Source organism: Shewanella sp. 10B, assembly GCF_023475885.1.
Lineage (GTDB): Bacteria > Pseudomonadota > Gammaproteobacteria > Enterobacterales > Shewanellaceae > Shewanella > Shewanella mangrovisoli.
Genome location: NZ_JAMDJO010000001.1, coordinates 1,354,297 through 1,367,458 on the forward strand (window position 1 = coordinate 1,354,297; position 13,162 = coordinate 1,367,458).

Annotated in this window: 7 protein-coding genes; 2 read left to right on the forward strand and 5 right to left on the reverse strand. The window is 48.9% G+C overall.

From position 1 onward, the window contains the following. From M0415_RS05765 to M0415_RS05785, 5 genes are all read right to left on the reverse strand, one after another. Positions 1-258 carry a chaperone NapD gene (locus M0415_RS05765; protein ID WP_089067898.1) on the reverse strand — a complete coding sequence of 86 codons (258 nt, stop codon included), beginning with the start codon at positions 256-258 and terminating at the stop codon, positions 1-3. A 44-nt stretch (positions 259-302) separates the two neighbouring features. Then, positions 303-461 (reverse strand): periplasmic nitrate reductase, NapE protein, encoded by a 159-nt coding sequence (locus tag M0415_RS05770; protein ID WP_249555047.1) that lies wholly within the window; start codon positions 459-461, stop codon positions 303-305. A gap of 711 nt (positions 462-1,172) precedes the next feature. Next, a complete protein-coding gene (gene hrpA / locus M0415_RS05775) occupies positions 1,173-5,054 on the reverse strand; it encodes an ATP-dependent RNA helicase HrpA (RefSeq protein WP_249555045.1) in 3,882 nt (1,293 codons plus the stop codon). A gap of 128 nt (positions 5,055-5,182) precedes the next feature. Then, positions 5,183-5,599, reverse strand: a complete 417-nt coding sequence (locus M0415_RS05780) for a CBS domain-containing protein (protein WP_011716896.1) — start codon at positions 5,597-5,599, stop codon at positions 5,183-5,185. Between the two features lie 249 nt (positions 5,600-5,848). Further along, a complete protein-coding gene (locus tag M0415_RS05785) occupies positions 5,849-6,880 on the reverse strand; it encodes an isoaspartyl peptidase/L-asparaginase family protein (RefSeq protein WP_023267272.1) in 1,032 nt (343 codons plus the stop codon). Between the two features lie 120 nt (positions 6,881-7,000). Between M0415_RS05785 and M0415_RS05790 the strand changes: the two genes are divergently transcribed. After that, positions 7,001-8,857 (forward strand): autotransporter assembly complex protein TamA, encoded by a 1,857-nt coding sequence (locus M0415_RS05790; RefSeq protein ID WP_249555043.1) that lies wholly within the window; start codon positions 7,001-7,003, stop codon positions 8,855-8,857. Then, the gene (locus tag M0415_RS05795) at positions 8,854-13,140 is read left to right on the forward strand and encodes a translocation/assembly module TamB domain-containing protein (RefSeq protein ID WP_249555041.1); all 4,287 of its coding nucleotides are present in this window, start codon (positions 8,854-8,856) and stop codon (positions 13,138-13,140) included. Before M0415_RS05790 ends, M0415_RS05795 begins: the two co-directional genes overlap by 4 nt. Positions 13,141-13,162 lie beyond the last annotated feature (22 nt).

The window sequence follows — 13,162 nt, forward strand, 5'->3', positions numbered from 1 at the left end:
TCATTCTTCACCCTCTTCGAGCTCTTCACTCTGGTGGTAAACCATAGTGGCGGACAAGACGCCAGGAATGGCATTAATCTGTTCGATACCGTCCATCAAGGCACGTTGGGAGTCACCTTCAAGTACGACGACGAGTTTCACTTCGTTATTAACAGAGAGTTCGGCATTTTCAATCGCCATAATGTGTTGCCTAACATCCGCCATTTTGTGTGGCATGACTTGCACCACTAGACTCGTGATATGAAGCTCTTTGCTCATCCGACACTCCGCTTATTCATGCTGTTGTTATTGTTCTTTAGGCCTCAACCTGCACCCGGTGGGCCGGTTAAGATTTGGCTAAACCATATGGCAAATCCCAATCCACTCACCAACAACACGGATAAGAGGGGGGCGAGAAATACGGTTAAAAAGATAAAAATTTTCAGTTCTAAGGATTTTTCTGCTGCGCTGTTAGCACTCATGCGTCCTCCAAGAGGTTCGTTCCTGTGATGGATTGCTCTGACCAATGCAGGATTTATAGGTATCTCTATTGCATCTTTGATCCACGAAATGATCATAGCGTTAAGGTGTTAACAAACTGTATACCTCCAAATCGGTAAACCCTTTGATGCTTGATCCAGATCATCAATTTGACGATAGATTTAGTTAGATCATGGTTTTTAAGCGTTTTTTTAGATTGTAAATAGATTGATTGGTTATGTTTTTTTATTAACTAATTGCTAAAGCATGGAAAAAATATAGGCGCTCAGCAAGTAAAGCGCACAAGATTTAAACAAAATATTCCTTAAGGAGTATTAGGGGATGGTAAAGGAAGGCACAAATTACCGATTATCCACGGCAAAATCGGCTTAACATCTTCGTCAAAGTGTTAACTCACTCAAGAGACAGCCAAATCCCCTACCGTATTGGCTAACTGACCACGCAAATTTGAGGTTTTTAATATCGCCATTAGGGCCAATTTACTCGCCACCGACTTTGCCCTTTGGGGTTAGCCTGATAGCCCATAGCGAAAATCTATGCAGTAAGGGGCAAGTCTGTCGTGGCTAATGGTAGTTAGGTGAAAATGAACAATAAAAAAGCCGAACCCAAAGGTTCGGCTTTTAATGCTAAAGATGACGCGTTACGCTCAACTCACTGAATCTACAGATTCAATCCGTAATGTATCAACATCATTAACTCAGCAGGATATGGTTTAAGATACGCTTCTCCGAGATGGGATAAGCCGTTCCCAGCGCCTGTGCAAAGCAAGACACCCGATACTCTTCAATCATCCAACGGGCTTCAATCAGTGCCGCAGGTACGGGCTGTGAGCGCGGCACCTTGGCAAGTTGCGCCGCTAAGGCCTCCTGCACTTTAGTGATACTTTGCATATGCAAACGGTCACGGGTCGGATCCACGGGCAACTTATCGATACGGGTTTCAATCGCCTTTAGGTAACGCGCCACATCCGCTAAGCGATTCCAACCACAGGCTTCGACGAATCCCTTAAACACTAATTGGTCTAATTGGCTTTGAATATCACTCATCGCAAAAGCGATATCTAAGCTAATTTTACCCTTAGTCCGCTTTTTAATGCCCTGATAGAGCGTCAAAATCTGCTCCACTTTTAGGGCGATTTGCTCAGCCGTTGGATTCAGCTCTTGGCGTACCCAATCCTTGGCCTGTTCGAACTGAGCGGCATCGCGTACATCCAGCGCCTTTTCATCAAGCAATTGCTGCACGGCTGCGGCAATGATGTCATCAATCAGAATTTGCACTTGGCCAAATGGATTGAAATACATCGCCAGTTTTGCCTTGTTCGGCAGCGCCTGTTGCAGGTGTTTTACCGGCGATGGGATATTGAGTAACAGCAAGCGACGTAGACCTTGACGATGCGCCGTCTGTGCCTCAAATTCATCATCAAATAATTTGATAGCAACTGAGTCTTTATTGTCTATCAGCGCGGGGAAAGCCCGTACTTGATAGTTGCCCTTACGCTGCTCAAATTGTTTTGGTAAGTCGCCAAAGGACCACTCGGTGAGCGCTTCCTTTTCAATGCCCTTATCCGCGACTTGACGAATCGCCTTAGCGACCACGCCCTGTAACTCCGCCTTTAAGGTATCGAGTACCCGCCCCTGTGCGACTAACTTGCCCTTGTCGTCCTCAATCTTAAAGTTCATCTGCAAATGCGCTGGCATCTGCGTGACATCAAAATCTTCGGGATTGACGCGCGTGCCACTCATACGCAAAAGCTGTTTGCACATGGCGTCGAGTAAACTGGCGCTAAAGGGCTGCATTGCTTGCACGCAGGCTCGGGCATAATCGGGCGCAGGCACAAAGTTACGTCTTAGACCCTTAGGCAAAGACTTAATCAGGGCGACGCATTTCTCCTCACGCATCCCCGCCACCAGCCAATCGAAATCCGTATCATCGATTTGATTGAGTAGCGCCACAGGAATATGCACAGAGACACCATCATCACTCGCCGCAGGATCAAAGTGATAACTCAGTTGCAAACGAATATTGCCCTTGTGCCAAGTATCGGGGAAATCGAGCGCCGAGATATGATCGGCGCTGCGCTGCATCAATAGTGACTTATTAAAATCGAGTAAATCGGGTTGAGTTCGGCGCGCTTCTTTCCACCAGCTAAAGAACTTAGGCGCGTTATAGATGCCTTCGGGAATGCGCGGCTCGTAAAAGTCCATCAACACTTGTTCATCGACCAAAATATCGCGGCGACGGGACTTGTGCTCGAGCGCTTCGACATCCTCTAATAGCTTTTGGTTAGCGATAAAGAAGGTTTCTTTGGTTTGTAATTGCCCTTCGGCGAGCGCACTACGGATAAAGATCTCCCGCGCTTCAACAGGATTAATCGGCCCGTATTGCACGCGGCGGCGATGCACCACGGTCAAACCGTAAAGCACTTGGTTTTCAAAGGCAATCACACTGCCCTGTTTCGCCTCAAAATGTGGCTCTATGTGATTCTTTTTAATCAGATGCGCCGCTAACGGCTCGAGCCATTCTGGCTCAATTTTGGCGCAGCAGCGGGCAAACAGCTTAGAGGTTTCGGTCAGCTCAGCCGCCATGATCCATTTCGGGCCTTTTTTCGCCAGCGGTGAACCTGGGAACACAAAAAACTTACGATTGCGCGCGCCTAAGTATTCGTTGTTATTATCCTTAAAGCCGATATGACTCAGCAGACCCGATAACAACGCACGGTGCAGCGCATCGTAGTTGGCTGGCGTCTCGTTTAAGCGCCACTTTAAATCGTGAACCGCTTGTTTTAGCTGAGTATATAAATCCTGCCATTCACGCACACGCAGGTAGGCTAAGTACTCGTCGCGGCATTTTTTACGGAACTGGCTGGCGGATAATTCCTTTTGCTGCTCTTTTAAGTGCTGCCATAGGTTCACCCAACTGACAAAATCTGAATGGGGATCGGCAAAACGGCGATGGGCCTCATCGGACGCCTGCTTTTTATCCATGGGACGCTCGCGGGGATCTTGAATCGACAGACCCGCAGCGATCACTAGCACTTCCTGCAAACAGCCCAGCTGATGACTCTCCACCACCATACGCGCTAAACGCGGATCCACCGGGATCTGCGATAGCTGACGCCCAAGCGGCGTTAACACTATATTGCCCTTCTGCTGCTTAACGGCTTGTAATTCCTCAAGCAGTAAGAAGCCATCGCGAATATGGCGCGGATCGGGCGGCTCAATAAAGGGGAACGCCGCAATATCGCCAAGGCCGATGGCGAGCATCTGCAAAATCACCGAGGCTAAGTTGGTGCGTAGGATTTCGGGATCGGTAAACGCGGGACGACTGTTAAAATCCGCCTCATCGTATAAACGAATACAAATACCCGGGCCAACACGGCCGCAGCGACCTTGACGCTGATTGGCACTGGCCTGTGAAATGGGCTCGATGGGCAGGCGCTGCACCTTAGTGCGATAACTGTAACGGCTGATCCGCGCTGTGCCTGGGTCAATAACATAACGAATACCAGGGACGGTGAGCGACGTTTCCGCCACGTTAGTGGCAAGCACGATGCGACGCCCAGTATGGCTGCTGAATACCTTGGATTGCTCGCCATAGGAGAGGCGCGCATATAACGGCAAAATCTCGGTATCGCGGTAATTGCGACGGTTAAGCTGCTCGGCGGTATCACGAATTTCGCGCTCGCCGTTCATAAAGATCAGAATATCGCCCAAGCCTTCTGCGACTAATTCGTCAACGGCAGCAAAAATCCCTTCGATTTGGTCGAGATCCGCTTCGGTATCTTGCACCAACGGGCGATAACGGGTTTCCACCGGATACGTCCGGCCAGAAACTTCGATAATAGGTGCATTATTGAAATGCTTAGAAAAACGCTCAACATCTATAGTCGCCGAGGTGATGATGATCTTAAGATCGGGGCGTTTTTTCAAAATTTGCTTGAGGTAACCCAAGATAAAATCGATGTTGAGGCTGCGCTCGTGTGCCTCGTCGATGATGATTGTATCGTATTGATCTAAATAACGGTCCGAGGTGAGCTCCGCCAGTAAAATCCCGTCAGTCATCAGCTTAATATAGGATTCACTCTTTAAGGCATCGGCAAAACGCACCTTAAAGCCCACCATTTCGCCGAGCGGACTTTGTAATTCTTCAGCAACACGTGTCGCCACGCTGCGCGCCGCTAAACGCCGCGGTTGGGTATGACCAATAAAGCCGCGACTACCAAGGCCCAGTTCTAAACAGATTTTCGGGAGCTGAGTGGTTTTACCCGAACCGGTTTCACCCGCAATGATCACCACTTGGTTTTCACTGATGGCTTTAGCTATTTCTTCGCGCATGCCGCTAACGGGCAGATTATCTGGATATTGGATTTTAGGGCGCGCCTTAAGGCGCTGCTCGACTTTTTCGAACGCTGCTTGCGCCTGCTCGGCAAGTTTGGCTAACTCTTGGGTTTTCTTATCAGAATCGGCTTCTTTATTGAGCTTAAATAAACGGCGGCGGATCCGCGAGGCATCACTTTGAAAGCACTGCTTGAGAAAGTCGCTCGATAGCGGATGTTTGTCAGAGTTCAAAACCAAATTCCATTGCTAGCATCGAAAACAGCGATCCTAGCAAGGAACGTGACGTATTGGTACGACTAATTTGGCCTCAAAAGGATGAAAAATAGGCAAATTAATCACCTTTTGAAGGGCTTAGCGCTTAGAGCTTAGGCGGGTGCTAAGTAACATTGCTGCATATACACATTCATAGCGCGCAGCACATTCGTGCGGTTAATGGTGCCGACGACTTTACCCTGCTCGACCACAGGATAAATCTTAGGTTTAGAGCCAAGCATTTGCTCTGCTAATTGCAAAATGCTGTCATCGGGACCGACATACAAGACTTCGGTGCGCATACAATCTTTTACCACTGAGGTCATATCACAGTGATAACTGCTTTTGAGCATCACGGCTAAACAATCTTGCTGGGATAAAAAGCCCACTAAATCGCCGTTATCATCCACGACAGCGGCACCCATCTTGTTATTGTCTAACAATTTTTCAACCGCAGTGGCCAGCGACATATTGGCGCGTAGCAATACGGGTTGACGATCCATATGGTCGCGTATTTTTATTGAATCCATAGCAATCTCCCCAATCTATCCTTTACTAACTCAACTCGGCTTACGCTTTGAGTCTAGTCAAAATCTCGCAAGTGGTAAGCGATTAATATCGATTGGAGTTATCTATTTACTCAGCGGGAAGGAAATTGGGCGGATAAAAACGGTGATTTAGAGGGGTAACACCGGGCCTACAAACGCCATTTTGAAAGGGATGGCTTAGAGATATTGCCTTAGCGCATGTTAAGCGCGCTAAGGCAATAGGCGGTAACCTTATTGGTCCTGCCAAATCATCACTTGGGCAGGCTCGCCATTACTACGGGTGGCGCGGTACATGCCTTCGGTGTTAAATGGCGTGGCAATATTGCCCCTGTGGTCGACAGCTATCACACCACCAGAGCCGCCAGCGGTGATAAGGCGTTGATTAATCACTTCATCTGCCGCTTGAATAATGGATTTTTGCTGGTATTTCACCTTAGCGCAGATATCGCCCGCCACTTGGTAGCGAATAAAAAACTCGCCGTGGCCCGTGGCCGACACAGCGCAAACGCCGTTTTCGGCATAGGTGCCAGCCCCAATCACGGGCGAGTCTCCAATGCGACCAAAACGCTTGGCCGTCATACCGCCAGTCGAAGTCCCCGCCGCTAAGTTGCCGTTTTTATCTAAGGCGACAGCTCCAACGGTACCAAATTTATAATCGAGATCTTTCATCTCAATACCCGCAATTTGATCTGATTTTTCAGCCGCCTGCAGTTTTTGTCTGGCATCGAGTAATTGTTGATAACGGGCATCGCTATCGAAATGGCTGTTAGGTACCAGTTTAAAACCTTGGGTTAAGGCAAACTCCTCGGCGCCTGCGCCCGACAGCATGACATGCTCGGACTTATTCATTACGGCTAAGGCCAAATCGATGGGATTAGCGATATGGCGCACGCCTGCTACGGCGCCCGCATTCATGGTTTTACCATCCATAATCGACGCATCTAGCTCGTGGCCGCCATCATAGGTGTAAACCGAACCGACACCTGCGTTAAACAGCGGACTATTTTCTAATACATTGATGGCAGTTTGCACCGCCACTAAGCTATCACCGCCCTGTTCGAGCACTTTTGAGCCTTTATCGACGGCTTCTTTAAGCTTGTCTTTGTAGGCCTGACGCAGCTCTGGCGTGAGGTTGGCCTTAGAAATGGTGCCCGCGCCACCGTGGATCGCAATGGCAAAAGGTTTTTCATTCGCATGGGTATTTTGTGACATAAAAAGTGCACTCGAGAGAATTAAACTAAAGGTGGCTAATTTTATTTTCATTATTTACATCCCCTTAAACAGTAGCGTCCTTTGTAACCATTTCAATGACTAATTTCAATCATCTCCTTGCCTGTTACCTCCATTCTGGCGACAATGAAACCACATCACAGGGATATTAAAGTGCAGCGATTCTTGCAAATAACGTCATTACCTTTTCGTCTTCATTTGCTACTTGGCCTGAGTTTAGTGACATCGGGGGCGATGGCCGCCGATAACTTGTTAACGCTTTCAGTGAACGGGGTCGACGAAGCCCTAAAGCGTAATATTCTCGCCCACTTAGGTGCTATGCCCGACTCCGAAGTGCAGCGCCGAGCCTTCTTATTTAACGTGGAAGACAATGTCTCCACCGCCCTCGAGTCCATGGGCTATTACCATGGCGAAGTGGAAGAACAGTTAGTCGAAAAAGAAAAAGGCCCATGGGAATTAAAGCTCACGGTCAAAGCGGGCGAACCGGTAAAGATCCAATGGGTTGATATTAATTTCTCTGGTGAGATGCTCGACGATCGCGCCTTCGATAAGTGGCTTGCGGAGGTCAATATCAAGCCTGGGGATACGCTCAACCATGGGGTGTATTCCGATGTGAAATCCCAACTGGTGACGCTTGCCTTGGCAAGGGGGTATTTCGATGGCGAATTCATCGAGTCGCAAATCAAAATCAACCGCGATTTAAACACGGCGCAAATTAGCCTGCATTTTAACTCAGGCGCACGTTACCATTTTGGACAAGTGAGCTTTGAAGGCCATACCTTAGAGCCGGATATTCTCACTAAGCTTATCCCCTTCAAAGTAGATGCCGCCTATTCGACCCGTCGGGTCAGCGCTCTAAATCGCCAATTGTTGGATACGGGCTATTTCGCCAATATCAAGGTCATACCGCAGATCGATCAGGCAAAGGATAACCAGTTGCCCGTCAAGGTGGAGCTCACCAATAAGGCCAGCCACTCGATTGAATTAGGTCTCGGTGGCGACATAGGCCAAAGCGCAGATAAAACCTTCGATCCGCGAGTACGGGTCACTTGGCGTACGCCACAAATTAATAAATACGGTCACTCCCAAGAAACCAGTTTGGAGTGGTCGCCTGACAGACCTAAGTTTTTAACCACTTATACGATTCCGCTGACTCACCCCTTAGACGATCAACTGAAAATTCGCCTAGGCTTACTGCGGGATAAATACGGGGTGACCCAGATTTACGAACCCGAGAACCGCGATTTTCGTAACACAGGCCAATTGGAGTCGACTAAGTATTTGCTCGGGCTACTCAGGCAGCAACGCTTAGATAATCAATGGCTGATGACCTATTCCCTCGATGCGATTCGCGAGGAATATACTCAGTCCGATACCGATTACAGCCCCAGTTTTTATCTGGCAGGAATTAACTTTTCTAAAACGACCCGTGGGGATAACTCACTCGATCCCAAGTCTGGTTTCAGGCAAATGTATAGCCTAGATTATGCCGATCCTTATCTTGGCTCCGAGACACGCCTTGCCCGCTTACAGGCCAAGTTTAAGTGGATTGACACCTTTTTTGATAACCACAGAATCGTGGCGCGTATGGATCTCGCCGCCAACCTAGCCAATGAAAATGAGCTGGCCTTTATCCCACCATCACTGCGCTATTTTGCCGGTGGCGACCAAACCATACGTGGTTATGGCTACCAAGAACTTGGGCCTTATCTCGATTACATCGATGCCGATGGTAAAGTCAATCGTGAAGTTATCGGTGGTCGCTATCTCATGGTCGGCAGTTTGGAATATCAATATTACGTCACCCCGACTTGGCGTGTTGCCACCTTTGTGGATGCGGGTAACGCCTTTGATAACAATCAGTTTGAACCCGTAGTCTCAGTGGGTGGTGGTATCCATTGGATCTCCCCCATTGGCCCAATTAAGTTAGATTTAGGGGTTGGTTTGAAAGAGACAGACACCATTGACCGTTCATGGCGCATTCACTTAACCATGGGGACAGAGCTATGAGCAAGCCCCCTATTCATGAACCTAATGCATCTGCTCAACAAGAGAATCAAACACTTGAGCAATTGTCTTTGGAGCAAAATCCAACGTGCGTGCAGCCCAAAACACTTAAGCTGCGCATTTGGCAAATATTTAAACTCTGCACGCGGATTATTGTTTACGTTCCCTTAAGTCTTTTGGTGTTAACCGCATTACTGCTAGGGACTGAAATTGGCTCTCGGATAAGTGTGGGTTTAGCCGATAAGTTTGTGCCTGACCTGGCGCTCACCTACACTTCTGGCTCCTTAAATAAAGATCTCACCTTAGCCCACGCCAGTTGGTCGATGGATGGGATTAAGGTCGAGCTCAAGGATTTACACTTGGCATGGCAACCCACATGTCTGCTGCAAAAACAGCTGTGCGTGAATGCTTTAACGGCGAGCCAAATCGATGTCAATATTGATACCGAGGCCTTAAGCGCAGGCGGCGCAGAAGTCGACGTCCCCCCCGAAAATGCTGAGCCGAGTGAACTGGTTCTACCCTTTGGCATCAAACTCGACAGCGCCGAACTGATTAACATCAATATTGCTGTCGATAAGATGCGCTTTTCGGCAAATCATATTCAGACCGCCGCCACTTGGTTTGCCGAAGGACTCACGGTCGAGCAGCTTAGCAGTGAAGGCTTGGCCGTGTTAATTCCAACCGACGACAGCCCTGCGCCAGACACACAGGCCACAGCTCTTCAAGGCGCAAACACTCAAATCACTAGCAAACAAGTCACTGACACCAAGGCAGCCGAGACAACTGCAGCGGCAGAAACCACGAGCGCAGCGACGACGCCTCCTCAGCCTGAGACAGAAAAATCAGCAACCGCAGTAATTACAGCAAGCGCTAAAACCACAGCAGATAAGCCAATTACTGATAAGGACTCGGCGAAAGCCCCTGCAAATCCTCAAGCTAATAAGCAAACGGATGAAAACACCGACAAGCAAGCATCTACAGAGGAATGGGCACTTGCCCATTTACCACAGGTTTTTATGCCTTTCCCGGTGGATATAAAGCACCTCAGTTTAGACAACAGCCGTTTACAGATTGGTCCGCGCGAAGATCTGTTTAGCCATATTGAGCTTCAAGGTAAATTTGCCAAGTATCAGTTAACTCTAGAAAAACTGCTGCTTGCCCATAGTTATGGCGAAGTTTCTGTGGTGGGCCAACTCGCCCTCGAACAGGACTATCCCCTCGCGCTTGAGGTTCAGGCCAATGTGACTCAGGTTGCCGAGTTGCCTGAATTGACCCATCAACAATTAAGCCTAACCCTTAGCCAAAGCGTCGGACAGCTTGGGATCCATGCCCTTGCCAAGGGGGATGTCGATTTTAGTCTCAATGGACAATTGACCCTCAAAGATCCCACGCTGCCCTACAAGGTCAAACTGGAAAAAGTCCGCGCACAATGGCCACTGCAACATGCCGAGTATCTCGTCAGCGACCTTAACCTCGACAGCCAAGGCTCCCTCACGCAGCAAGCGGCGACGCTCAATGGAAATGTCACCACACCTTTCCATAAAGTGTTAGCCATCAGCAGTGAACTCCATCATCAGGATGCGAAGCTCGATATTAAGCAGTTTACTGCGAAGGGAGAGCTAGGTTCGGTCGATGTCACCGGTGAGCTAGATTACGCTAAGGCGATCGCTTGGAAAGCCAAGGTATTGCTCGATAACCTGAAATTACAGGAAATCACCCTGCCGGAAACCGTGCAGACGCCTGAAACGACAGCTAAAAAAGACTCTAAAGCGCCGAGCACAAACACCGATAAGTCGGCGCCTGTAACTACAAATGCTCCAGCTCCAACCACAGCTGCTGCAACTACAGCAACAAGTGCAAGTGCAAGTGCAACAAGCAGCTTGCCAAACAGTTTAATCTCGGGCCAATTACAGACCACGGGACGCTTGTTAGATAAACAGTGGCAAGTGGCTCTAACGGACACTCAACTGTCAGGCACGATGCAGGGGTATCCGTTTGATATCACAGCCGATGTCAGCATCAACGATAAACTGTATATCAGCGCTAAAGGCGTCAATGCCAAGGTACTGGGCTCCACCTTAACCCTAGCGGGCGAAACCAACAAAACCTGGAACCTTGAGGGCAAACTACAAGTCCCCGATTTCGGTTTGTGGTTGCCCCAAGCCAGTGGCCAATTGCAGGCCGATATCAATGTCACTGGGGATGAAAAACATCCACAAGTAGAGTTAACCGCGCAACTGGTCGATCTGGTGCATCAAAATATTAAGCTTAGGGAGTCAACACTCAAGGCTTACTATAAACCTTTGGATGCCCATGAGTTTGCCCTATCACTCAAGTCCAAGGCGCTGCAACTCGGCTCACAGAGCTTAGATACTGTGACTTTGGGCAGTAAGGGCGATATTCAAAACCAAAAACTCACCCTCAGCGCCACAGGGGATCTTGGACTCGAGCTTGGCGTCACTAGCCAATACGATATGAAAAAATCCCAACTGCAGGCGCAGGTGAATAAAATCAACTTGGCAACCCCCGTCGGACGCTGGGAGATTGATAAAGATATTCTTGTCGCCTGGGATCAAAATAAGTCCAAAGGCAATATAAGCCCCTTCTGTCTGGTCAACCCCAACAGTAAGGTTTGCCTCGATAATCAAGTGACGATTGGCAAAACTGGCGAGGCTCAGCTCAGTTATGCGGGTAATCTAGGTAAGCTGTTAGTGCCTGTATTACCAAACAATATGCAGTGGGATGGCGGTTCTTCACTCTTGGCAAATTTTGCCTGGGCGGCGGGACGTAAACCCACGGCCAATGTCGACTTTAATTTTACGCCCGGTAGCATCAAGCTTAAACGGGCAAAAAACCGTGAAGTCACCATTAATTATCAACAGCTTGATTTTAAAGCTAACTTAGATGCTAAACGACTCCTTTCATCGATTAGCTTTGAATCAGAAGATGTCGCCAGTTGGCAGAGTGAAGTCACGGTCAACGTGACGCCAGACAGAACCTTGTCGGGTTATGCCAATATCAAGCAAATTAACCTGCAACCCTTGGGCGAGTTTTTCCCGCAGCTCAATACCCTCGAAGGTTTGTTGACCAGCAGATTAAACTTTGCCGGCACCTTGGATGCCCCAGAAGTATCGGGCAATGTGTCCCTGACTCAAGGCGCCCTCGCATTGACGGCCAACCCGACACTAATTAATAAAATCGATATGTCGATGGACTTGGGCGGCCAACAGGCATCCCTCAAAGGACGCTGGATGATGGGCAATGGCTTGGGCCGTGTCACGGGTGATATGCGCTGGCCTCAGGGTCAATTTAGTGGCGAACTTGCGATAAAGGGCGACAAATTAGCCGTGATCCAACCGCCACTTGCGCTGCTTGATGTTTCGCCCGATCTCACCATCGCCTTTAGCAGTCAACAGCTCGAAGTTAAAGGCGTCGTCGATGTGCCTTCAGGTAATATCAAAATCGTCCAGCTCGCCGAGGGCGGTGTTGCCCTGTCGGAAGATGTGGTCTTCGATGACTCGATTGCCGCGGCGCAACCGAAAGCCAGCCCCTATGCCATAGTGGCGGATCTAAACATTAATGTCGGTAACGACTTAAAAGTAGATGGCATGGGCCTTAAAGGTAAGCTGCAAGGAACCTTAAAACTGCAGCAACAGGCGTTCCGCCCACCACTGCTGTTTGGCGATATTAAAGTCAAGCAAGGCAGCTATAAGTTTATGGGACAAACCCTGAAAATCCGCACCGGTGAGGTGCAGTTTGTTGGCCCGACATCCGTCCCTAACTTAAATATCGAAGCGATTCGTGAAATTAAGAGTGAAGATCTGGTCGCGGGCGTCCGTGTCACAGGCACGCCTGCCCGCCCGGTGGTGACCCTGTTCTCTAATCCTGCTAAGGAGCAAGCGGAGATCCTGTCTTACATTATCAAAGGTAGCGGCTTTAACAGCAGCAATAACGAGCAGAACAATTCGCTGATGATGGGTGCTGCACTGGGCTTAGGTTCACAAGTCGGCGGCGGTGGTGCCATCAATAACATTGGCAGTACCGCCACAGGGATTATTGAAGAGTTTGGTTTCTCTAACGTACAACTGGACACCAACGATGAGGGCCGCGTGGCGATCAGTGGCTTTATCGGTGATAACCTGATGGTGAAATATGGCGTCGGGGTATTTAACCCAGGGTATGAGATGACGGTAAGATACTACCTATTATCGCAACTCTATCTGGAAACGGTATCAGGCACCTTAGGCCAATCTCTCGATATCTATTATAACTTCAATATCAAGTGATACTCCCCCGCGTAGCCATGTT

Excerpts from the sequence above, each read along its gene's own strand:
- M0415_RS05765 (WP_089067898.1), bottom strand. The coding sequence starts at position 258 with ATGAGCAAAGAGCTTCATATCACGAGTCTAGTGGTGCAAGTCATGCCA.
- M0415_RS05770 (WP_249555047.1), bottom strand. The coding sequence starts at position 461 with ATGAGTGCTAACAGCGCAGCAGAAAAATCCTTAGAACTGAAAATTTTT.
- M0415_RS05780 (WP_011716896.1), bottom strand. The coding sequence starts at position 5,599 with ATGGATTCAATAAAAATACGCGACCATATGGATCGTCAACCCGTATTG.
- M0415_RS05785 (WP_023267272.1), bottom strand. The coding sequence starts at position 6,880 with ATGAAAATAAAATTAGCCACCTTTAGTTTAATTCTCTCGAGTGCACTT.
- M0415_RS05795 (WP_249555041.1), top strand. The coding sequence starts at position 8,854 with ATGAGCAAGCCCCCTATTCATGAACCTAATGCATCTGCTCAACAAGAG.